We start from the raw sequence: 21,656 nt of genomic DNA, 5'->3' as shown, positions 1-21,656 counted from the left end.
TTTGACACGGCGGCCCCTCCTGCTGGAACAACGTGAGCTTTCCGGTAAGGTTCCGCAGTTTTTTCCCGCGGCCTCGTTGCCGAAGCCGAATGTATCGCGCGCAATTTTTTACCGGAACAAACGGGCAGGTCCCGCTGTTTTATTCCCGATGCAGGGGAGGCAGCATGGCAGCCAGACAGAGTGACGGCGAATACCACGGTAACAGCAAAAACAAGGGTTTCTGGTCGATCGACTTCGGCGCTTCACCGGTCATCGGCACGGCCATTCACGACGGCCATTTCATTCGCCCCGACATCGCCCGGTTGATGGCCCTTTCCCCGGACGAAAGGCTGAGGGAGGAAGATCCCTTCACCGCCGAGATGGTTGCGGGCATGACGAACCGTATCGTCGTTCACCATTCGCGTTTCGAAGTCGATCTCAACCGCGCCGCCGATCAGGCGATCTATCTGCGGCCGGAACAGTCCTGGGGCCTTGAGGTCTGGAAGGAAGAGCCGCCCGAAGGAGCGGTCCGTCAGTCGCTCGATTTCCATGCTGATTATTACGCGATGCTCGAGACCGTCCTTTCAGCCGTCGAGCGGCGGCATGGGGCTTTCGTGGTGCTGGACGTGCATAGCTACAATCATCGCCGTCAGGGTGCTGCCGCGCCGCCGACGGCGCAGGTGGAAGCGCCTGATATCAACATAGGCACCTTTTCCATGGACCGCAGCCGCTGGGGCGACATCGTCAGCGCGGTCGGCCACCATTTCGCCTCCGCGACCGTCGGCGGACGCCGCCTCGATGTTCGCGAGAATGTGGCGTTTCAGGGCAAGGGGGAGCAGACACGCTTCATTCACGAGCGTTTTGCCGAAAATGGCTGTGCGATCGCGGTCGAGTTCAAGAAATTCTTCATGGATGAGTGGACGGGAGAGGCGGATGCGCGCGTGGTGGCGGATATCCGGGATACGATGGCCGCGCTTCAGCCGGTTCTCGAAGAGTGTCTGAGGTCGCGACGATGAACCTCTCTTCCGCCCGTAGCGCGCCGTCCCCCATCGCCGATCTGGCCGATGACGTGGTGGCGTGCCTCGAGGCCGGCAAGGCGATCCGCCGGGATGTCGGAAAAGATGGCAGGTTGCATATAGACCGGCCGCTGCCGTTTCTTTGCCTGCATCTGACAGGGGGCACGAAAAATCTTGCCGCGCGCGATATCGCCGCCGCCCATGCCTCCTATCTCATCGCTTCGACCATTCAGGAGGCTGCGCCGCTGATCGAGGCGGTTGGTTTGGCCATGATGCGGCGTTTCGGTGCCTTCATGGTGCTCGATATCGGCGAGCTGGAACATGACATCCTGCTCGCCGACGATTCCCCTTTCCTGCCGCATTATGAGGTTTCCGTCTCGGCCACGCCCGAACCGGAAACCCAGAAAGCCCGCCGGATCTTCATCAAGGCCGTCTGTGATGCCGAAGTGCGTTTTCGCACGCCGCGCATCACCCGGCCGGAGCCGGAATCCGACCCGGTCCTCCGTTTTCAGAATGCCAGCCTCGATTTTCCCTGCATCAGCGTGCGCTTCGCGCCGATCTATCGCCAGCCGGAATCCGGTGCCGATTATCCCGGCCTGCGCGTGAGGATGATCGCCGATCTCTTCGATGCCGGTCTGCAGGCCTTTTCGTCCTTTTCTTCCGGCATGGATGCGCTGAAGGTCACCAGCCACCGGGCGCTTGGCCGCAAGGCCTTTGTCGATGCCGTCAGACGCGCGGATCGTTCGATCGACGACATTGTCTCGTCCTTCGATTTTCTTCTCTCCGTCACGCCCATCAATGCGCACCGCGCCTATGAAGAGTTTCGCGACGGCAGTTTCCAGTTTGCGCCGCGCCTGCTGTACCGGCCGCTCGGCGTCGATGTCGAAGAGCAGAAACGCAAGCTCTATTCCGTGGTTTTCGATCATCTGGAGGACCCGGTGCTTTATCACCTCTACCGGGAGAAACAGCAGGAGATCGATCTGCAACTGACGATGCTGGCGAGCCTGCACCATCGCACCTTCACCGATTTTTCACGCGCCCTTTATGGCGCCGTCGAACCGGCGCTCCTGACGCTGGCGCTTCGTGTGCTCGAGGATTGTCCGCGCAAGGCGGAGAGCGGCGAAATTGCCATGGTCGATTGTTACGTGGTCGCCAGGAAGTCGCGGGAAATGGTCGAGACCTATCTGGCGGAGGCCCCGGAATTCAAGGCCCGCGTCGAAATCCGCGACGACCTGCCGCCCGGCCTGATGGTGACGGGCGAGAAGCTACTGATTTCCCGTCATACCGTGATGGAACAGCGCCGTGTGGAGGCGCTGTTATCGCACGAGATCGGCGTGCATCTTCTCACCTATTTCAACGGCTCGTTCCAGGGGCTCAGGCTCTTCCGCACCGGCCTTTCCGGTTACGAGGGCGTGCAGGAGGGGCTGGCGGTGCTGGCGGAATATCTGGCCGGAGGCATGACGCGCGAGCGCCTGCGGCTGATCGCCGGCCGCGTCGTCGGCTGCGCCGCGATGCTGGGCGGCGCGACTTTCGTGGAGACCTTCCGTATCATGACCCGCGATCACGGTTTTGACGAGGCCGGCGCCTTCAACATGGTGCTGCGCATCTATCGTGGCGGCGGTCTTTCCAAGGATGCGATCTATCTGCGCGGGCTGGCCGAGGTGCTGGAGCATCTGCGCAAGGGCGGCGCGCTCGATCCCTTCTGGATGGGCAAGATTGCTGCCGCCCATTTCCCGGTCATGCAGGAGCTTGCCCTGCGCGGCCTCTTGCGTCCGCCGGGTGTCAGGCCCGCATTTCTGCTGCCCGCGAGGGCCAATGAGCGGCTGGAAAAAATACGCTCGGGATTATCCATTGCCGAACTGGCGACATTATAGGAGGGGGCTTCATGCGTATCGCATTTTTCGTCAATTCGATCGAGACCGAAGGGCCGCATTACTCTACCGGCCTGCTGGCCATGGCTGCGCTCAATCGCGGTCATGAGGTGGTCTATCTGACGCCCGGCGATTTTACCCTGCGCTCGGATGATAGCCTGACCATCCATGCCACCATGCTGCCGAAGACGAAATACAAGAAATCGGAAGCCTTTCACGCCGCCCTTCTGGACAAGGCGCTCGAGCGGCGGACGATGGATGTCGAGGAAATCGATGCTTTGATGCTGCGCAACGACCCCTCGCTCGACCAGACGACGCGGCCATGGGCGGTCCATGCCGGCATCCTGTTCGGGCGGCTCGCCGAACAGCGGGGCGTGGTGGTGCTGAACGATCCCGAGGGCCTGGCGTTGGCGCAGAACAAGCTCTATTTTCAGAGCTTTCCGGAAATCGTCCGTCCGACCACGATCATCTCGCGCAATGTCGAGGAAATCCGCGCCTTTGCCGATGCCCATCCCAAGGGCGTCATCGTCAAGCCGCTGCAGGGATCCGGTGGCAAGAACGTCTTCAAGATCGGCTCCAGCAAGGAGGCCAATCTCAACCAGATTTTCGAGGCGGTCAGCCTTGAGGGCTATCTGATCGCGCAGGCCTATCTGCCGGCCGCCAAGGATGGCGATATCCGCTTCTTCATGATGAATGGCCGGCCGTTGATGCGCGACGGGCAATATGCCGCCCTTCGTCGTGTGCCGGCCAAAGGCGATCTTCGCTCCAACATCCACGCCCATGGCACGGCGGAGGCCGCGACGGTGACGGACGAAATCGTGGCGCTTGCCGAGATGGTGCGGCCGAAGCTCGTCGAGGACGGCATGTTCCTCGTCGGGCTCGATATCGTCGGCGACAAGATACTGGAGGTGAACGTGTTTTCGCCGGGTGGCCTTTCCAATATTCGCGACCTCACCACCATCGATTTCAGCGATACGATCATCGAGGCCGTGGAAATCAAGATCTCCATGCAGAGCGCCTCGGGCGGCGTGCTCGCCAATCGCCTGCTGGCGACGCTGTAAGATTATTCCCGTAATTCGGCCGGGTGCATCTCGCGATACCAGGCGACGAGGGCTTTGATACCCTCCTCGACGGAGGTCTGCGGCACGTAACCGGTGAGCGCCCTCAGAAGATCGGGAGAGGCGAAGGTGCGCGGCACATCGCCCTGCTGCATCGGCAGCATGTTGCGGATCGCAGGCTTGCCAACCGCCTTTTCGATCGTTTCGACGAAATGCATCAGCTCCACCGGCTGCCCGCCGCCGATATTGACAACGCGGAAAGGTGCGTGATGCGAGAGCGTGTCGATGACGCCTTCCTCTCTGACGCGGTTTTCCTCCGAGGGGATGATTGCGCTCAGCCGGACGATGCCTTCCACCAGATCGTCGATATAGGTGAAATCACGGCTCATATTGCCTTGCCCGTAAATATCGATCGGCCGGCTGTTGGAAACGGCATCGACGAATTTGATCGGCGCCATGTCCGGCCGTCCCCACGGGCCATAGACCGTGAAAAAGCGGAAGGCGGTGGTGGGCAGCTTGTGCAGATGGGCATAGCTGTGCGCCATCAGCTCCATGGATTTTTTGGTGGCCGCGTAAAGCGTCATCGGTTCGTCGGCCTTGTCGCTTTCCGCAAACGGGATTTTTTCATTGGCGCCATAGATGGAGGAGGTCGACGCCAGCATCAGATGTTTGACATGGAGGCTCCTGGCGAGCTCCAGCATGTTGAACGAGCCGATGAGGTTGGAATCGACATAGGCGCGCGGATTTTCAAGGCTGTATCGAACACCCGCCTGTGCGGCGAGGTGGATGATGATTTCCGGTTCGGCGGCCTCGGCGGCCCGCTTCAGCGCATCCGTATCCTCCAGCATGCCGATCTCGGCCCGGAAGCCATTGGAGCGGGAGAGGATGGCGTGACGTTTCTCCTTGAGGCTGACATCGTAATATTTCGTCATGCCGTCGAAGCCGGTCACGAAATGGCCGGCATCCAGCAGCCGTTTTGCAACGTAAAAGCCGATGAAGCCTGCGGTGCCGGTAACCAGATAACGCATGATGATTATATCCCGAATCCGTTGGTGCGTTTGCGGTCTGACCGAAGCGCGAAAAACCTTTGATGAAATTGCGAAAATTAGCCTTTAAGCGTCGTTACCCGGGCTGCCGTCATGCGGGCGGCCCACCGCGGCATAGATGAAGCCATGGCCGGAAACCTCATCCGAGCGGTAGATATTACGCAGATCCACCAGCACCGGGCTTTTCATGATGGCTTTGAGGCGTGGCAGGTCGAGCGCGCGGAACTGGTTCCACTCCGTCACGATCACCACGGCATCCGCCCCTTCGGCGGCCTCATAGGGGCCCGTTGCGTAGTCGATATCCTCGATCAGATGGCGCGCATTCGCCATGCCTTCGGGATCGTAACCCACCACCTTCGCGCCGCCATCCTGCAGGGTCTGGATGATGGCAATCGCCGGGCTGTCGCGCATGTCGTCGGTGTTCGGCTTGAAGGTGAGGCCCAATACGGCGATCTTCTTGCCGCGCACGTCGCCGCCCACCGCATTGATGACCTTGCGGCCCATGGCGCGTTTGCGGTTGTCGTTGATGGCGATGGTGGTTTCGATCAGCCGCACCGGCGCGTCGTAATCCTGCGCGGTCTTGGCGAGCGCCAGCGTATCCTTCGGGAAACAGGAGCCGCCATAACCGGGGCCGGCATGCAGGAACTTCGGGCCGATACGGCCGTCCAGCCCGATGCCGCGCGAGACGTCCTGCACATTGGCACCGACCTTTTCGCACAGGTCCGCCATTTCGTTGATGAAGGTGATCTTCATGGCCAGAAAGGCGTTGGCGGCATATTTGATGAGTTCGGAGGCGCGGCGCGTGGTGAAGAGCAGCGGCGACTGGTTGAGGTAAAGCGGGCGGTAAACCTCGGTCATGACGGGGCGGGCACGCTCATCCGAAAGGCCGACGACGATGCGGTCCGGCCGCTTGAAATCCTCGATGGCCGCACCTTCGCGCAGGAATTCCGGGTTGGAGACGACGGCGAAATCGGCCGAGGGGTTTTCCTCATGGATGATGCGCTCCACCTCGTCGCCGGTGCCGACGGGAACGGTGGATTTGGTGACGATGACGGTGAAGCCGTCAAGCGCATGGGCGATCTCTTTTGCAGCCGCATAGACATAACCGAGATCGGCATGGCCATCGCCGCGTCGCGAGGGCGTGCCGACCGCGATGAAGACGACATCCGCATTGGCGACGGCCGCAGTCAGATCGGTGGTGAAACTCAGCCGGCCGGCCTTGGCATTGTTGGCGACGATGGTCTCCAGGCCCGGCTCGAAGATCGGGATATGGCCGCTTTTCAAGGCCTCGATCTTCTCCGGCATCTTGTCGACGCAAACCACGTCATGGCCGAAATCTGCAAAACACGCGCCGGACACAAGGCCGACATAACCCGAACCGATCATCACAATCCGCATTCTTTTTCCTTTCGGTTAGTGAGGCCATGTTAACGCGGCAGCACCGGCCGGGGAAATCGGCGGGTGAAAATCGCATGATAATATTTAGCCGCCTTCGCGCCCGTCGCCAAGCGCCACGATCAACACCGGCTAACCTCTTTCCATGACGGTGATGTGATGGCTGTGGCGGGACAAATTTGCCGCACCTTGCAGCCGATTGCACCGATGTGGCGAGATCGCGCTTTTTTGCCCCTTTTGCGGCTTGCACTCATAGGTAGCCGGGTCTAGCCATAGGGGTGAGGATCAAATCTGCCAGACTGTCTGCCCTTTTGATGGGGCGCCCGGGTTGCACCACGCGGCCGGGGGATGCTTTGCATTGCGGTCGATGTTCGGGGAAGTTCAAATGCAAAAGGGTTTTCTGCTCGGTCTGTTCGCTTATGCGACCTTTTCCCTGGGCGATGCCACGATCAAGTCGCTTGGCTCACAGGTCAGCGTTTTCGAGATCGGCTTTTTCAGCATCCTCTTCTCCGGCATCTTCATCTTCTTCAGCAAACCGCGTGAGGAAAGGTGGCGCGAATTCTGGCGCATGAGCCGGCCCTTCGCAGTGCATGGGCGCGCCATTTCCGGCCTCTTCGCCGGCATTTTCGGCATCTATGCCTTCACCACCATTCCGCTGGCGGAAGCCTATGCGCTGATCTTCCTGTCACCGCTCTTCGTGACCGTGCTTTCCGCCGTGGTCCTCAAGGAAAATATCGGCCCATGGCGCTGGGCGGCGGTTCTGGCCGGCATCGTCGGCGTTATCCTCGTGGTGCGGCCGGGCTTCAAGACGCTGGAACTCGGGCATATCGCCGCCATCGGTGTCGCGTTCCTGGCGGCCATGACCATCGTGCTGCTGCGCTCGCTTGCGGGCAAGGAAAAGCGCACCTCGATCATGGGTGTGCTGCTGATTTACGGCCTCACCTTCAATGGCATTGCCTCCATCCCCGATTTCGTCATGCCCAACCTGCACCAGCTTCTGGCTTTCGCCTTCATCGGTCTTTGCACCGCAACGGGACAGATCACGCTTCTGGTCGCGACCCGCATTGCGCCGGCGAGCCAGATCGCGCCGTCGCATTATTCGCAAATCCTGTGGGCCGTGGCGATCGGCATGGTCTTTTTTCACGAATATCCCGATGCGATTGCGGTGCTGGGGCTCGCCGTCATCGCCGCATCGGGGCTGCTGACGATGATACGCGAAAAGGTAAGGCTCGGCACCGTGCGCTGGAACCCGTTTTTCCGCAATCGCCTCTAACCTCCATTCTCCGATCGGAAACAGTGCGTCAACCGAAGCGCAGCTTGTGGCCCGGTGGCCAATCGGCTCATAAGGCTTTCATCGATAGATGAACGGAGAGCCGCAATGCTCGTGGATGGAAAATGGACGGCCGAATGGCATCCGGTGCAGGCAACGGACAAGAAGGGCGGCTTCGTTCGCCAGACCTCCGGTTTTCGCAACTGGGTAACGCCGGATGGTTCGGCCGGACCGACGGGCGAAGGCGGTTTTGCGGCCGAAGCCGGCCGTTATCATCTCTATGTCGCGCTGATCTGCCCTTGGGCATCGCGCACGCTGATCGGCCGGAAGCTGAAGAAGCTGGAGGATGTGATTTCCGTTTCCGTGGTCGAGCCGGCGCTCTCTGACGAAGGCTGGAAATTCGGCGACTATCGGGGTGCGGATCGCGATGGGCTGAACGGCTTCACCTATATGCACGAGGTCTATACCAGCGCCGACCCGCATTATACCGGCCGCGCCACCGTGCCGGTGCTGTGGGACAAAAAGACGAAAACCATCGTCAATAATGAATCCGCCGATATTCTGCGCATGCTGAATTCCGGCTTCGGCGATCTCGCCGATAATGCGATCGACCTTTATCCGGAGGCGCTGCGGAATGAGATCGACGCCCTCAACGATCACATCTATCCCCGCCTCAATAACGGCGTTTACAGAACCGGTTTTGCCACCACACAAGTTGCCTATGAGGAAGCCTTCGCCGACGTCTTCGCGACGCTCGATGAGCTGGAGACGCGGCTGGCGACCGGTGGGCCTTTCCTGTTCGGAGATCGTCTGACCGAAACGGATGTCCGGCTTTTCGTGACGCTGGTGCGTTTCGATGCTGCTTATTATGGCCTGTTCAAATGCAATCTCCGCCGCATCGCCGATTATCCCGCGTTGCAGGCCTATATGATGCGGGTGCTGACCGTGCCGGGCGTGCGTGACACGGTCAATATCGATCACATCAAGCATGGATATTATTCCATCAAGGCGCTCAACCCGACTCGGATCGTGCCCGTCGGTCCCGATCTTCCGGGGCTGGATGAGGTTTCCCTCCGCCCCGCGAATTGAGCCGGTGACGGCCTAGACCGGTTTGCCGACCTGATCGAGCAGCCAGGCCTGAAAGGCGCGGGCAAGCGCATTGTCCTGCCGCCCTTCCGGCAGGGCGACATAATAGCTCTTGTCGGTCTGCAGGGGGATGTCGAACACGATGTCGAGGCGGCCGGAGGCAAGTTCCGCCTCGATGAGATATTTCGGCAGAAGGGCAAAACCGATGCCGCTTGCGGCGGCTTCGATGATCATCGAAAACTGGTCGAAACGGCTGCCCTGATAGGCATTTTCGGCCGTCACCCCGTTCATTTCCAGCCATTCAGTCCAGAGTTTCGGCCGGGTCGTGACATGCAGCAGCGGTTGCCCGGCCAGATCCTGCGCCCGGTTCACGCCGGCGCGGCGGAGCAGGGAAGGGCTCGCGACCGGCACGATCACCTCATTGCATAAGAACGTGCAGGTGCCATGCGCCCAGATTGGCTGGCCATAATGAATGGCGAGATCGAAACCTTCCTCATCGAAATCGAAGGGGTGTGAGCGCGAGCCGATCGTAATCGTCATTTCCGGATTGGCATCGATGAAGCGATGGAGGCGCGGCATCAGCCAGCGGCTGCCAAAGGTTGGCAACGTCGCGACGGAGAGCGATGCATGCGATGTTCCGGCGGAAACCGCGCGCACCATCAGCTGTTCGGATTGCTGCAGCAGGCGCCGCACATCGGGCAGGAATTTGCGCCCGGCCTCCGACAGCACGACCCGCCTGCGGATGCGCTCGAAAAGCTGCATGCCGGTCTGCGCTTCCAGTTCGCCGATCTGCCGGCTCACCGCGCTCTGTGTGAGGTTGAGTTCTTCGGCCGCGCGCGTAAAATTGCCATGCCGTGCCGCGCATTCGAACGCTTGCAGGGTGACGATGTCGGGAACCAGTCTTCTGCGCGGATCCATTCCATTCTCGCATCAACTTACCCGCTTTCCTCATTGGAAAAGGGTTATTATGGCCATATATGATTACGGGAAAGAATGGAACGGTGTTTTTCCGGCGTTGCCGGACCCAGTTTCAAAGAACGAATGAAAAATTCGGGGAAAGAAGAGTGACGGGAGTTGAAAGCGCCGTATCAAAACGGCCTTTCCTCCCCTTTCAACCAAAAGGACGATGGATATGGATGCGATGACGAAGCTTGACGTGAAACAGGAAGCCGCAACCCTGCTCGACAGGATGGGTGTTGCCCGCGATCTTTATACCGGCGGCGACATGGCGTCCTTCAGCCCTGTCACGGGTGAGCAGATCGCGAGCCTCAAGACCGTTTCGGTCGAGGGTGTCGCAGCCGTGGTCGACAAGGCCGATGCCGCGTTCAAAACATGGCGTAACGTGCCGGCGCCGCGCCGCGGTGAACTGATCCGCCTGCTTGGTGAAGAACTGCGCGCCTTCAAGACCGATCTCGGCCGTCTGGTTTCGCTGGAAGCGGGCAAGATCCCGTCCGAAGGTCTCGGTGAAGTGCAGGAGATGATCGATATCTGCGATTTCGCCGTCGGTCTGTCCCGCCAGCTTTACGGCCTCACCATCGCCACCGAACGCCCCGGCCACCGCATGATGGAGACCTGGCATCCGCTTGGCGTCGTCGGCGTCATCTCGGCCTTCAATTTCCCGGTTGCCGTCTGGTCGTGGAATGCCGCGCTCGCCATCGTCTGCGGTAACTCCGTGGTCTGGAAGCCTTCGGAAAAGACGCCGCTCACGGCCCTTGCCGTTCAGGACATCTTTGAGCGCGCCGTCGCCCGCTTCGGCGATGCACCGGAAGGTCTGTCCCAGCTGCTGATCGGCGATCGCGCCGTGGGTGAGGCCCTGGTGGACAATGCCAAGGTGCCGCTCGTCTCCGCCACCGGTTCCACCCGCATGGGCCGCGATGTCGGCCCGCGTCTGGCGAAGCGCTTCGCCCGCGCCATTCTGGAACTTGGTGGCAACAATGCCGGCATCGTTTGCCCGTCTGCCGATCTCGACATGGCATTGCGCGCCATCGCCTTCGGCGCCATGGGCACTGCCGGTCAGCGCTGCACCACGCTTCGCCGCCTCTTCGTGCATGACAGCGTTTATGACGAACTCGTGCCGCGCCTGAAGAAGGCCTATGCCTCCGTCTCCGTCGGCAATCCGCTGGAAAGCTCCGCACTCGTCGGCCCGCTGGTCGACAAGGCGGCCTTTAACGGCATGCAGAAGGCGCTCGAGGCTGCCAAGGCGGCCGGTGGCGTGGTGAATGGCGGCGGCCGCGTGGATACCGGCGCGGCGGATGCCTATTATGTGAAGCCTGCACTGGTCGAAATGCCGAAGCAGGTTGGCCCCGTTCTGGAAGAAACCTTCGCGCCGATCCTCTATGTCATGAAATATAGCGATCTCGATCAGGCGATCGACGCCCATAATGCGGTTGCCGCCGGTCTGTCCTCGTCGATCTTCACGCGTGACCTGCAGGAATCGGAACGTTTCCTGTCGTCGGAAGGCTCGGATTGCGGCATCGCCAACGTCAATATCGGCACGTCGGGTGCGGAAATTGGCGGCGCCTTCGGCGGCGAAAAGGAAACCGGCGGCGGCCGTGAATCCGGTTCGGATTCCTGGAAGGCCTATATGCGCCGGGCCACCAACACCATCAACTATTCCAAGGCGCTGCCTTTGGCGCAGGGCGTGTCCTTCGATATCGAATGATATGTGGGCCGCTCGGGTAGCGGCGATGGTTTATGGTTGCTGGTTCTTATCGGTGAGCGCGATGGCGAAGTCTGAAAATCTCTCCTCCATCATGCTCGGGCCTGTCCCGAGCATCTGCAACCGATCGATTTAATTGACCTGTTCAGATCCTTGGGACAAGCTTAGGGATGACGTCGCGGGCAGGATTTGCCCGAAGTCTGGCCGACGCGGATTTTTCCGCGTCGATCCGTTTCAAGTCCCTCATCCGATACTCATCAGGCTGGCATTGCCGCCCGCGGCCGTGGTGTTGACGCTGACGGAGACTTCCTCCACCAGCCAGTCGAGGTTGTAGGGCTGGCTTTCGCCGGAAAGCGCGTCCGTCGTTGCGGCCTGAACGAGGACCAGCGGGCCGGGCAGGGTGGCGATCTTTTTATTGACCGCAACCACGCGCTCCGCGTCACCTTCAACCAGCGCACCGGCAAAGGGGCCGGACTTTGCCCAGTCATCCGCCCAGACGATGCGTGAGGTGACGGTTGCCGGCAGGCCGTAGATCGATTTTTCCAGTCCCGAGGCATTGTCGATGACGACCGCATTTCCGGCGGCAAGTGCTGCCGCAAGCTGGCGGTAAAGCCCCTGTTCGGTTGCCGGCACCAGCAGGATCTTGCCGCGCGGATGCAGAGCATAGACATTGCGTTCGCCGACGGGCCCCGCCAGCTCGGTCTCGAAACCGAGGCCGGAAAGCGCTGCCGCCTGCCGTGCGGCTTCGGCGGCGATGGTTTCACCGTTTTCATCCAGCCAGCGGGCGAGATCCACCGCGGCCTGATCCTGCTGGCTGGCGATGCGGTCGATCTTCGGCGCTTTCTCAGTCATGCGACCGAGGTAAAGCGGGCCGCCGGCCTTGGGGCCGGTGCCGGAAAGGCCACGCCCGCCAAAGGGCTGCACGCCGACCACCGCGCCGATGATGTTGCGGTTCACATAAAGATTGCCGGCCGCAACCCGGGAGAGGACATGCTGGATCGTGTCGTCGAGACGCGTATGCAGGCCGAAGGTCAGGCCGTAGCCGGTGGCGTTGATCTCGTCGATCAGCCGGTCGAGATTATCGCGTTTGAAGCGGATGACGTGCAGCACCGGCCCGAAGACCTCGCGCTTCAGATCGGCAAGCGATTTCATCTCGATGATGGTCGGCGGCACGAAGGTGCCCTTGCCGGTCTCGCCGGCAAGCGTGATCTGCTCGATGCGGTGGCCGAGTGAACGCATGCCATCAATGTGCTTTTCGATGATGCCCTTGGCTTCGGCGGTGATGACGGGACCGACATCGACGGAGAGACGATCGGTGCGGCCGATCCGCAATTCATGCAGCGCGCCTTTCAGCATGGTCAGCGTGCGGTCCGCCACGTCTTCCTGCAGGCAGAGGATACGCAGTGCCGAGCAGCGCTGTCCGGCGCTGTCGAAGGCGGATGCGATGACATCGGCGACGACCTGCTCGGCAAGAGCCGAGGAATCGACGATCATGGCGTTCTGGCCGCCGGTCTCGGCAATCAGCGGCACCGGCTGGCCATTGGCGAGAACCCGGTCGGAAAGCTGGCCCTGAATGAGCCGCGCCACCTCGGTGGAGCCGGTGAACATCACGCCCGCCGTCAGCGGCGAACCGACAAGAGCGGCACCCGTCTTGCCGTCGCCCGGCAGAAGCTGCACGGCATCCGCCGGCACACCTGCCTCATGCAGCAGGCGCACGCCCTGCGCGGCGATCAGCGGCGTTTCTTCGGCGGGTTTTGCCAGAACCGGATTACCGGCAACCAGCGCCGCCGTGACCTGGCCGATAAAGATGGCGAGCGGGAAGTTCCATGGGCTGATGCAGACGATCGGGCCGAGCGACGTCTCGCCAGCCTTGAAATTCCTGCGGGCTTCCGCCGCGTAATAACGCAGGAAGTCGATGGCCTCGCGCACCTCGGCAATGGCGTTGGGCATGGATTTTCCCGCCTCGCGCATGATGAGGCCGAGAAGTGCTGGCATTTCGGCCTGCATGGCGTCGGCCGCGCGGTCCAGGCAGGCGGCGCGTTCTTCCACGGGGGTGGTGGGCCAGCGTGAGGCCGCCGCCCGTTGCATCGCCGCTTCAACATCGGCTTCGGTGGGTTCCGTCACCTGGCCGACGATATCGGTATGATCGCCGGGGTTGAAGACCGGGCGCGTCTGGCCGCCCGCCCGTGGCGCGGCAGCCTTCCATTCCGTTGCGGCACCTGCCTTCAGGGTCTTGTCGAGGGCAGAAAGCGTCGTTTCGCTGGAAAGGTCGAGGCCGGCGGAATTTTTCCGCTCCGGGCCGAACAGGCCAGCGGGGGCAGCGATGCGGTCGTGCTGGGCACCGGGAACCGCATAGGCCTTGACCACGGCAACCGGGTCTTCCAGCAGCGAATCCACCGGCACGGCTGGATCGGCAATGCGGTTGACGAAGGAGGAGTTCGCACCGTTTTCCAGAAGACGGCGAACGAGGTAGGCCAGCAGCGTCTCATGGGTGCCGACTGGGGCGTAGAAACGGCAGGGCCGGTCGAGCTTCTTCTTGCCGACGACTTCGCTGTAAAGCGGTTCGCCCATGCCATGCAGGCACTGGAACTCGTAGTCGCCAAGTTTGAAGTCCGGTCCGGCGAGGTGATAGATCGTCGCCATGGATTGCGCGTTATGGGTCGCAAATTGCGGGAAGACCAGATCGCGCGCGTCGAGCAGCTTGCGGGCACAGGCGATATAGGAAACATCCGTGTGCACCTTGCGGGTGAAGACCGGGAAGTCTTCCAGCCCCTCCACCTGCGCGCGCTTGATTTCCGCATCCCAGTAAGCGCCCTTGACGAGACGCACCATGATGCGACGGCCCGAGCGGCGGGCGAGATCGATGATGTAATCCAGAACGAAGGGGCAGCGGCGGCCATAGGCCTGCACCACGAAACCGAGGCCGTTCCAACCCGCAAGGTCCTTGTCGAGCGCCAGTTCCTCGAGAAGGTCGAGCGACAGTTCCAGCCGGTCGGCTTCCTCGGCATCGATATTGAGGCCGATATCGTATGTCTTGCTGAGCAGCATCAGCGATTTGACGCGCGGCAAAAGCTCCGCCATCACCCGCTCCGCCTGCGCGCGGGAGTAACGCGGATGCAGCGCCGAAAGCTTGATGGAAATGCCCGGTCCGCCATAAATGCCACGGCCGGCAGACGCCTTGCCGATGGCGTGGATGGCGTTTTCATAATCCTTGTAATAACGCTCCGCATCCTTCGCAGTCGTCGCAGCCTCGCCCAGCATGTCGTAGGAATATTGGAAGCCCTGCTCCTCCAGTGGCTTCGACCGCTTGATCGCTTCACCGATCGTCTCGCCGGTCACGAACTGCTCGCCCATCATGCGCATGGCCATGTCGACACCACGGCGGATGACGGGTTCGCCGGCGCGCGCGATCAGTTTCGTCAGCGCCGCTGAAAGGCCGCTGTCATTCACCGTCGAGGTCAGCTTGCCGGTGATGACGAGACCCCAGGTGGCGGCATTAACGAAGAGCGAGCGGCCGCCGCCAATATGGGACTTCCAGTCGCCGCGCGCGATCTTGTCGCGGATCAGCGCATCGCGGGTGGCGGTATCGGGAATGCGCAAGAGCGCTTCGGCAAGGCACATCAGCGCCACGCCCTCATGGCTGGAAAGCGAATATTCCTGCACCAGCCCCTCGACGCCGGTGCCCTTGGTCTTGGCGCGCAGCGCCTCGATCAGCTTGCGGGCCGTGGTGCGAATGGCTTTCGCCTGTTCGGATGTTACCGTCGCTGCCTCGATGAGCGGCGCCAGGCACTCCTCTTCGGGGCGGCGATAGGCGGCGGTAATCGCCTTGCGCAACAGGCTCTGTTCGCGCACCGGCGGTGCAAAATTCTGGAAGATACCGTTCACCGCTACACCGGCGTTGCTTGCACCATCGGCCATTCTGAAAATCCTGAAAACGCTGTTGAAGGCAGACCATCGGCGGCAGCACGTCCTCCGCCCACCGCTTGTCGTTCTGGCGCTTACAATATCATCGTCGCAAAAATTGCTATGGCCTTATTTTCAGGATAAAACAGGCAATATGAACTTTTATAATTCGAGATTGGCGTGAAATCGCATGGCAAATAGTCAAAAAACAGACGGTCTGGATCACTTCGATCTCAAGATTCTCGAGGCGCTCAGCGAAGACGGGCGCATGTCCGTGCTGCAACTCTCAAAAAGGGTCGGTCTTTCCAAGACGCCGTGCCAGACACGGCTGAAACGGCTGGTGGACGAGGGCTATATTCTTGGCTTCCGGGCGATGCTCAATCCGCAGAAGCTTGGCGTCGATCATATTGCCTTTGCCGAAGTCAAACTGTCCGATACGCGGGAAAAGGCGCTGGAGGAGTTCAATACGGCGGTGCGCAAGATCAAGGAGGTGGAGGAGTGCCACATGATCGCCGGCGCCTTCGATTATCTCCTGAAGGTACGCACCAGCGACATCCGCAAATACCGAAGGGTGCTCGGTGAAAAAATCTCGAGCCTGCCCTCCGTTGCCAACACCTCCACCTTCGTGGTCATGCAATCGGTCAAGGAAACCGGTATCTGAAAAGCGGACATAAAAAACGGGCAGACGCAGGCCTGCCCGTTCGTCATTGTCCAAATTCAGTTCTCTCAGCGCGCCGTGGCGGCGGCGGTGACCGCGCTCATCTGTGCGTCCGGACCGAATTCGTTTTCGTTTTCGATGCCCAGCAGTTCCTGCAGGCGCAGCCTTGCGCGGCTGACGCGGCTCTTGATCGTGCCGACCGGGCAACCGCAAATCTCGGCGGCTTCCTCATAGGCAAAACCCGAGGCGCCGATCAGCAGGATGGCTTCGCGCTGGTCGTCGGGCAGTTTTGCAAGTGCAGCCCGGAAATCCTGAAGATCAACCGATCCATGCTGTTCCGGCGGAACCGACAGGCGCGAGGTGTAGACCCCGTCCGTATCCTGTACCTCACGGCCGGATTTGCGAATCTGGCTGTAGAATTCGTTGCGCAGGATCGTCACCAGCCATGCCCGCATATTGGTGCCGGGCTGAAAGCTGTCCTGTTTCGCCCAGGCCTTCATGATTGTGTCCTGCACGAGGTCGTCTGCGCGGTCTCTCGAACGGATGAGCGAAATAGCGAAGGCGCGCAGGTTCGGCAGCGCCGCCAGCATTTCCCGCTTGAAATTATATTCTGTCTGCTCCGGCTCTTTCGCCATCATTCCTCCGAAGCCTTCAACTTGGCTTTGCTTTCGGCTTCATCGAGTTTTTCGAGAAGGTCGAGGAATTTATCAGGGATGCCTTCATCCTGAACGGCATCATACAGCTCCCTGAGTTTGCGGGAAATCACCGCCCGCCCGGAGTTTGGAACCTGGGGGGGCGCCGAATTGTCCGGCGAATCTTGGTCCGATTGAAATATGCTCATAACGTCCGGTATTCCTTTTGTGTCGTGGCAAAGAATGCGCGGTAAAAAAAATAGTTCCGGCCGTCCGGAACTTTTTTTGCGATGCGCACGTTGCTATCTCGGGTTTGCGTTGCAGGCCGCATGAAAGGGGAGAATTCCATGTCAGTTTCTACACGCATCGCACCGCACCTGCCATATCTGCGCAGGTTCGCGCGTGCCGTTTGCGGCTCACAATCGACGGGCGATGCCTATGTTGCGGCAACGCTTGAAGCTCTGATCGCCGATATCAGCATATTCCCGCAGACAAGCAGCGATCGCGTTTCGCTCTATCAATTGTTCGTATCGATCTTTAGTTCCGTCACGATCAATATTAAGACCGATGAGAACCTCTCGGGATGGGAAAAACGCGCCTCGGCCAACCTCGCGGCCGTGCCGGCGCTTGCCCGCCAGGCTTTCCTTTTAACGACGGTCGAAGAGTTCACGCCTGCGGAAGCCGCAGAGGTTCTGAAGGTCTCCGAGGATCAGGTCGGCGGACTGATCGACGAGGCGGCATCGGAAATCGCCCGGCAGGTTGCGACCGATATCATGATCATCGAGGACGAACCGCTGATCGCCATGGATATAGAGCAGATGGTTACCGATCTCGGCCACCGCGTCACGGGCATCGCCCGCACCCATACGGAAGCGCTCGATCTCTTCCACCGCACCCAGCCGAAGATGATCCTGGCCGATATCCAGCTCGCAGACGGCAGTTCCGGTCTTGATGCGATGAAGGATATTCTGCAGATGACGTCCCTGCCGGTGATCTTCATCACGGCTTTCCCCGAACGCCTTTTGACGGGTGAGCGGCCGGAGCCGACGTTCCTTGTAACGAAACCCTTCAACCCGGACATGGTGAAAGCACTTATCAGCCAGGCCCTGTTTTTCAACGAAAGCTCACGCGTCGCGGCGTGAAATCTGCCGAAACCGCAGCCTGACCGGGAACCAGTGTGGCGCCCGGGCGTTGGCGGTTACGGTCGTGGGGCTTCCCGCGGCTTTCTGCAAGGAGACGAATTTGCATCGGCTGGCGTGGCATAATGCGGAGAGGGACGAAAGCGAACTTCACGATTCGCTCGTCCTCGCCTTGCTCGATTCCGGTGAGACAGTGATGCTGCAGGACTGGAACCGCGATTATATCTTCGTGGCCAACCTGCCGGATGTCTGGAAACTGCCGACGGATTCGCGCCCGACCGATGAAAACCTGTTCGGCAACGATCTCTCCGCCCGGCTGACCGAGCTCAAGAAGGACATGAACACGGCGGGCAACCGCGGCATGCTGGAAGTTAATGCCGGCAATGATCGCGTCTTCCAGTTTCATGTTCATTCCACCTTCAATCAGTCAAACCAGATGGTGATGAAAACCACCATTCGCGAGGTGACGGCGGAAAGGCGGCGCGAGCAGCTTCTGCGCTCGCTGCTGCGCGAGGTCAGCCATCGTTCCAAGAACCTTCTCGCGATCATCCAGAGCCTTGCGGGCCAGACGGCCCGCTTCAGCCTCACCAAGGATGATTTTCTGCGCAAGTTCCGCGGCCGGCTGCATGCCCTTGCCCAGAGCCAGGATCTCATCACGGATTCGGACTGGCGGGGCGCGCGCATATTCGAGCTTCTGCGCCAGCAATTCGATCTTTATGTGCCGGAGTATCCGAACCTCATCCATATGGAAGGCGAAAACCTGCTGCTCAACCCGAATGGCGCGCTTTATATCGGGCTTGCCTTCCATGAGCTGGTCGTCAACACCGTCAGCCATAGCGGCAACCTTGCCTATCACCCGCCGATCTCTCTTCAGTGTCGCCAGGAGGGTGATTTTTATGTGGTCGAATGGAATGAGCCGATGATGCCGTCGAAAGAACCGGCGGAGGCCCGGCGCGGCAGCTTTGGCAGCGTCGTGCTGGAAAAGGTCGTTCCGTCCGCATTGGGGGGAAGCGCCGAATATCAGCTGACGCCGGAGCGGATCGTCTACCGGCTGACATTTCCCTCCGGTGACGGTGCGGATTCGTGAGATCATGGCGCCGCGCGGGCTTGGCCTCTTGCGTGGGTGCAACAAAAAGCACGGCCCACAGGGGAGCCGTGCTATTTTTATGACAGGTTTTCAGGGGTGAAACCTGTTTATTTTCAGCCAAGCTTCAGGCGGGGACGGGGGAATTGCTTGGCCTGAGATAAAAACACGCCTGATCGGATTTGGTTCCCGAAAAATGCATTTTTTAACATTTCGCAGGGTGCCGCCCTTTTTCGCGCGATTTTTCTCTCGTTCGCGCGACCTCGGTCCGAAAGTGTCGGCCTCAATGCGTGCCTGTCTGTTCCGATCGTTTGGGTATGAAATAGCGCAGCGGTGCTTCCAGCGACCATTCGAAGCCGGTCTCGCGATATTCCGTTACCACCTGTCCGCCGAAGGCGCCTTCCGCATGCCGTTTGATGACCGTGGTGCCGAAGCCGCTGCGGCTCGGCTCGCGCGCCGGTGGACCGCCGGTTTCGGTCCAGACGAGATGGAGCATCTGCCTTCCGTCTTTTTCGAGCGACTGCCAGCGCAGGGTGATTTTTCCGTAGGGAACCGACAGTGCACCATATTTGATGGAGTTCGTGGTCAGCTCATGGATCACCAGGCCGAAATTCTGTGCCGCTTCCGGGGAGAGCATGAAATCATCTCCCGTCAGCACGAAGCGCTGTGACACGGTGCCGAAAACATCGAGATGGGTCTCGATAAGCCGGCGGATCGGCAGGCCCTGCCATTGAACCTCCGCCAAGGCCCGGATCGACATGCCAAGACCGCGCAGGCGGTGATCCACTTCCTTCTGGAATTCCGGAATGCTCTTATTTTCCCGTCCCAACTGCCGGATCATCGCCTGAACCAGCGTCAGAATGTTTTTGGAGCGGTGCACCAGCTCATGCAGCAGCAGTTGCAGGCGCTCTTCCGTCTGGCTCCTGTCGAAGGAGGCATTGGAAAGGGCGATGGCGACCTGGTTGGCTTCCTTTATCTTGGTATCGACGGGGGCGACGATCTCGCCTTCGCCGATGCGTTCGGCCATCAGGGTCAGGTCGCGAATGGAGCTGCGCAATTGCCGGCCGACCAGATAAGCGCCACCGATGGCAATCAGCACCAGCATCAGGCTGCCGATCATCATCTGCCGCCAGGTGTCTATCAGCGCCGCCTGGCTTGCGGCAAGCGGACCCCACATCACCGTTTTCCATTGCCAGCCCGGCAATTGCGCATAGGCATAGAGATTTCCCTTGCCGTCAAAAAAATTGCCGCTGAAGGCCTGCATTTCCGAAAGGACGTCGGGGGTGACAAACGGCTTGCCCACTTCCGCCTCATCGGGCGCGCTTGAAGCGACGACACGGTTGGTGCCGTCAATGATGGCGACCGCCCAGTTGCGCGGCAGGTTTTCCGTGGGGATGAGCCGGCTCAAATCGCTGGTATTCTGCGTCAGGATCAGGGCGTCTCCGGCGGGGTCCAGGTCCGGGCCGAGCGGCATGGTAACGTTGAACACCCATTCCTTGCTGGTTGAGCCGAAAAACATGTCCGAGACGGTGATACGGCGGGAGTCGATTGCCCTCCCCAAATTGGCTTCCGCCGGCACCTTGCCGAGCGGCTGGCCATAGGGCACGCGCGTATTGAGACGCTGCTGGCCATCCTTGGTGGCGAGAATGGCGTAGAGGCCTTCCCGTTTCAGACTGTCGGCGACGCGTCCCTGAAACGCTGCGAGATTGCCGCTCTCGAGTTCAGGAAATTGCGACAGAAGATTGAGCGAGGTGGCGATTTCCTGCAGGCGGCGGTCGATGTTGCGGGAGACCACCCGCACATCCTCGATTGTTTCCCGTTGCAGGTCATCGCGCTTTTCGGCTTCCAGACGCAGCATCAGATAGCCGCCGAAAAGAATGAGCGGCAGGGTAATGACGGTTGCCATCACCACCAGATAGGTACCGATGGAGGCAGTCGGGAAAAAATTCGCGCTGCGCCGCCGCAAGGCCGAGATCATGTCTTTCAGTCTGTCGCCGGGTCGAGGCATACAAAAAACTCCGGCAGTTATGGCATTGTTACGGCACGGATAATACCGTGCCGTCCCCCTTTAGCAATGCCTGATTTCTTGCCGCCGGCCGCGGCGGTGCGCCGCAATTGCATCCGTATCATTGAAAAAATCGGAACTATTTCAACGACCAACCCGTTTGCCAGACGAACCGGCCGAGGAGCGGACACGACATTCATCACCGCCGGCCAGTTGAGAACGATGAAAGGAAGGTACGAAATGGCAAAGAAACTCACGATACTCGTCACCGCCGCCCTGATGGGCACGACGGCTTTCGCGCCACTGGCCATCGCTCAAGGCACCACCCAGCCCGCACCGGCAAATCCGGCCGCGCAGACGGAACCGACAACCCCGCCCGCCACCCCGATGACGCCTGCGGCTCCGGCGGCACCTTCGGCCAATGACAGCGCGGCCACAACGACAGGCGGCGCCTATCTGACCGAACAGGGCGAAACCCAGGTCAGCGCCAACGACTATATCGGCAAGGCGGTCTATACCGCAGCCGATGAAAGCATTGGTAACGTCACCAACCTGATCATGGAAGAAGATGGTGGCCTCGTTGCAGCCGTGATCGGTGTCGGCGGCTTCCTGGGCATCGGCGCCAAGGACGTGGCCGTTCCCATGGACAAGGTGACGATGACGCGCAACGCGCAGGATGGGACCATTCGTCTGACGACAACCGAAACGGCGGAAACGCTGAAGGGCGCACCGGAATTCAAGACGCTGGAACAGAAGGCCAGTGAAAGGAATGCGGCTATGCCGCCGGCTCCGGACAGCACGACCACATCCGCAACCAAGCCTTAATCCCCATACCTGGGGAGGCAGGAGCGGGAC

Annotated in this window: 17 protein-coding genes; 10 read left to right on the top strand and 7 right to left on the bottom strand. The window is 60.5% G+C overall.

Going from position 1 to position 21,656, the window contains the following annotated elements:
* Nucleotides 1–164: 164 nt before the first annotated feature.
* Genes O3S81_RS24200 through O3S81_RS24190 form a run of 3 tightly spaced genes read left to right on the top strand, consistent with a single transcriptional unit; the run spans nucleotide 165 to nucleotide 3,927 of the window.
* Nucleotides 165–995: an N-formylglutamate amidohydrolase gene (locus O3S81_RS24200; RefSeq protein ID WP_269347306.1), complete on the top strand. Its 831-nt coding sequence runs from the start codon at nucleotides 165–167 to the stop codon at nucleotides 993–995.
* Complete coding sequence (locus O3S81_RS24195) at nucleotides 992–2,869, top strand: flavohemoglobin expression-modulating QEGLA motif protein (RefSeq protein ID WP_269347468.1); 1,878 nt, start codon at nucleotides 992–994, stop codon at nucleotides 2,867–2,869. Before O3S81_RS24200 ends, O3S81_RS24195 begins: the two co-directional genes overlap by 4 nt.
* Nucleotides 2,870–2,880: 11 nt before the next feature.
* Nucleotides 2,881–3,927 carry a glutathione synthase gene (locus tag O3S81_RS24190; RefSeq protein WP_269347305.1) on the top strand — a complete coding sequence of 349 codons (1,047 nt, stop codon included), beginning with the start codon at nucleotides 2,881–2,883 and terminating at the stop codon, nucleotides 3,925–3,927.
* Between the two features lie 2 nt (nucleotides 3,928–3,929).
* Here the strand turns inward: O3S81_RS24190 and O3S81_RS24185 are convergent, their stop codons facing one another.
* Entirely contained in the window at nucleotides 3,930–4,952 is a 1,023-nt protein-coding gene (locus O3S81_RS24185) for an NAD-dependent epimerase (RefSeq protein ID WP_269347304.1), read from the bottom strand.
* 84 nt (nucleotides 4,953–5,036) lie between these two features.
* On the bottom strand, nucleotides 5,037–6,368 hold the full coding sequence (locus O3S81_RS24180) for a UDP-glucose dehydrogenase family protein (RefSeq protein WP_269347303.1): 1,332 nt from the start codon (nucleotides 6,366–6,368) through the stop codon (nucleotides 5,037–5,039).
* 382 nt (nucleotides 6,369–6,750) lie between these two features.
* Between O3S81_RS24180 and O3S81_RS24175 the strand changes: the two genes are divergently transcribed.
* Together O3S81_RS24175 and O3S81_RS24170 are read left to right on the top strand one after the other, a co-directional pair.
* On the top strand, nucleotides 6,751–7,638 hold the full coding sequence (locus O3S81_RS24175; protein WP_269347302.1) for a DMT family transporter: 888 nt from the start codon (nucleotides 6,751–6,753) through the stop codon (nucleotides 7,636–7,638).
* A gap of 105 nt (nucleotides 7,639–7,743) precedes the next feature.
* Nucleotides 7,744–8,724 carry a glutathione S-transferase family protein gene (locus O3S81_RS24170; RefSeq protein WP_269347300.1) on the top strand — a complete coding sequence of 327 codons (981 nt, stop codon included), beginning with the start codon at nucleotides 7,744–7,746 and terminating at the stop codon, nucleotides 8,722–8,724.
* A 12-nt stretch (nucleotides 8,725–8,736) separates the two neighbouring features.
* Here O3S81_RS24170 and O3S81_RS24165 read toward each other — a convergent pair whose 3' ends face one another.
* Entirely contained in the window at nucleotides 8,737–9,639 is a 903-nt protein-coding gene (locus tag O3S81_RS24165; protein ID WP_269347298.1) for a LysR family transcriptional regulator, read from the bottom strand.
* A 214-nt stretch (nucleotides 9,640–9,853) separates the two neighbouring features.
* Between O3S81_RS24165 and amaB the strand changes: the two genes are divergently transcribed.
* On the top strand, nucleotides 9,854–11,383 hold the full coding sequence (gene amaB, locus O3S81_RS24160; protein ID WP_269347296.1) for an L-piperidine-6-carboxylate dehydrogenase: 1,530 nt from the start codon (nucleotides 9,854–9,856) through the stop codon (nucleotides 11,381–11,383).
* Nucleotides 11,384–11,623: 240 nt separating this feature from the next.
* Here the strand turns inward: amaB and putA are convergent, their stop codons facing one another.
* On the bottom strand, nucleotides 11,624–15,298 hold the full coding sequence (putA, locus tag O3S81_RS24155) for a trifunctional transcriptional regulator/proline dehydrogenase/L-glutamate gamma-semialdehyde dehydrogenase (protein WP_269347294.1): 3,675 nt from the start codon (nucleotides 15,296–15,298) through the stop codon (nucleotides 11,624–11,626).
* A gap of 175 nt (nucleotides 15,299–15,473) precedes the next feature.
* Between putA and O3S81_RS24150 the strand changes: the two genes are divergently transcribed.
* Nucleotides 15,474–15,944: an Lrp/AsnC family transcriptional regulator gene (locus O3S81_RS24150; protein ID WP_080828267.1), complete on the top strand. Its 471-nt coding sequence runs from the start codon at nucleotides 15,474–15,476 to the stop codon at nucleotides 15,942–15,944.
* A gap of 65 nt (nucleotides 15,945–16,009) precedes the next feature.
* On the opposite strand, the gene O3S81_RS24145 is transcribed toward O3S81_RS24150, so the two are convergent.
* Together O3S81_RS24145 and O3S81_RS24140 are read right to left on the bottom strand one after the other, a co-directional pair.
* On the bottom strand, nucleotides 16,010–16,576 hold the full coding sequence (locus O3S81_RS24145; protein ID WP_080828265.1) for an RNA polymerase sigma factor: 567 nt from the start codon (nucleotides 16,574–16,576) through the stop codon (nucleotides 16,010–16,012).
* Nucleotides 16,576–16,782, bottom strand: a complete 207-nt coding sequence (locus O3S81_RS24140) for a NepR family anti-sigma factor (protein WP_269347290.1) — start codon at nucleotides 16,780–16,782, stop codon at nucleotides 16,576–16,578. The genes O3S81_RS24145 and O3S81_RS24140 overlap by 1 nt, the downstream gene beginning before the upstream one ends.
* A 138-nt stretch (nucleotides 16,783–16,920) precedes the next feature.
* Here O3S81_RS24140 and O3S81_RS24135 point away from each other — a divergent pair, with 138 nt between their 5' ends.
* A complete protein-coding gene (locus tag O3S81_RS24135; RefSeq protein ID WP_269347288.1) occupies nucleotides 16,921–17,715 on the top strand; it encodes a response regulator in 795 nt (264 codons plus the stop codon).
* A gap of 100 nt (nucleotides 17,716–17,815) precedes the next feature.
* Nucleotides 17,816–18,799 carry a sensor histidine kinase gene (locus O3S81_RS24130; protein WP_269347287.1) on the top strand — a complete coding sequence of 328 codons (984 nt, stop codon included), beginning with the start codon at nucleotides 17,816–17,818 and terminating at the stop codon, nucleotides 18,797–18,799.
* Between the two features lie 280 nt (nucleotides 18,800–19,079).
* On the opposite strand, the gene O3S81_RS24125 is transcribed toward O3S81_RS24130, so the two are convergent.
* Complete coding sequence (locus O3S81_RS24125; protein ID WP_269347285.1) at nucleotides 19,080–20,804, bottom strand: sensor histidine kinase; 1,725 nt, start codon at nucleotides 20,802–20,804, stop codon at nucleotides 19,080–19,082.
* 237 nt (nucleotides 20,805–21,041) lie between these two features.
* On the opposite strand from O3S81_RS24125, the gene O3S81_RS24120 reads away from it, so the two are divergent.
* Nucleotides 21,042–21,626 (top strand): PRC-barrel domain-containing protein, encoded by a 585-nt coding sequence (locus tag O3S81_RS24120; protein ID WP_269347283.1) that lies wholly within the window; start codon nucleotides 21,042–21,044, stop codon nucleotides 21,624–21,626.
* Nucleotides 21,627–21,656: the final 30 nt, after the last annotated feature.

The organism is Agrobacterium sp. SOY23, assembly GCF_027212525.1.
GTDB lineage: Bacteria > Pseudomonadota > Alphaproteobacteria > Rhizobiales > Rhizobiaceae > Agrobacterium > Agrobacterium tumefaciens_I.
Note: the sequence above shows the minus strand (reverse complement) of the source record. Positions and strands in the feature narration are given on the sequence as shown.

Coding starts and splice junctions, on each gene's coding strand:
- O3S81_RS24200 (WP_269347306.1), top strand. CDS start 165: ATGGCAGCCAGACAGAGTGACGGCGAATACCACGGTAACAGCAAAAAC.
- O3S81_RS24195 (WP_269347468.1), top strand. CDS start 992: ATGAACCTCTCTTCCGCCCGTAGCGCGCCGTCCCCCATCGCCGATCTG.
- O3S81_RS24190 (WP_269347305.1), top strand. CDS start 2,881: ATGCGTATCGCATTTTTCGTCAATTCGATCGAGACCGAAGGGCCGCAT.
- O3S81_RS24185 (WP_269347304.1), bottom strand. CDS start 4,952: ATGCGTTATCTGGTTACCGGCACCGCAGGCTTCATCGGCTTTTACGTT.
- O3S81_RS24180 (WP_269347303.1), bottom strand. CDS start 6,368: ATGCGGATTGTGATGATCGGTTCGGGTTATGTCGGCCTTGTGTCCGGC.
- O3S81_RS24175 (WP_269347302.1), top strand. CDS start 6,751: ATGCAAAAGGGTTTTCTGCTCGGTCTGTTCGCTTATGCGACCTTTTCC.
- O3S81_RS24170 (WP_269347300.1), top strand. CDS start 7,744: ATGCTCGTGGATGGAAAATGGACGGCCGAATGGCATCCGGTGCAGGCA.
- O3S81_RS24165 (WP_269347298.1), bottom strand. CDS start 9,639: ATGGATCCGCGCAGAAGACTGGTTCCCGACATCGTCACCCTGCAAGCG.
- amaB (WP_269347296.1), top strand. CDS start 9,854: ATGGATGCGATGACGAAGCTTGACGTGAAACAGGAAGCCGCAACCCTG.
- putA (WP_269347294.1), bottom strand. CDS start 15,298: ATGGCCGATGGTGCAAGCAACGCCGGTGTAGCGGTGAACGGTATCTTC.
- O3S81_RS24150 (WP_080828267.1), top strand. CDS start 15,474: ATGGCAAATAGTCAAAAAACAGACGGTCTGGATCACTTCGATCTCAAG.
- O3S81_RS24145 (WP_080828265.1), bottom strand. CDS start 16,576: ATGGCGAAAGAGCCGGAGCAGACAGAATATAATTTCAAGCGGGAAATG.
- O3S81_RS24140 (WP_269347290.1), bottom strand. CDS start 16,782: ATGAGCATATTTCAATCGGACCAAGATTCGCCGGACAATTCGGCGCCC.
- O3S81_RS24135 (WP_269347288.1), top strand. CDS start 16,921: ATGTCAGTTTCTACACGCATCGCACCGCACCTGCCATATCTGCGCAGG.
- O3S81_RS24125 (WP_269347285.1), bottom strand. CDS start 20,804: ATGCCTCGACCCGGCGACAGACTGAAAGACATGATCTCGGCCTTGCGG.
- O3S81_RS24120 (WP_269347283.1), top strand. CDS start 21,042: ATGGCAAAGAAACTCACGATACTCGTCACCGCCGCCCTGATGGGCACG.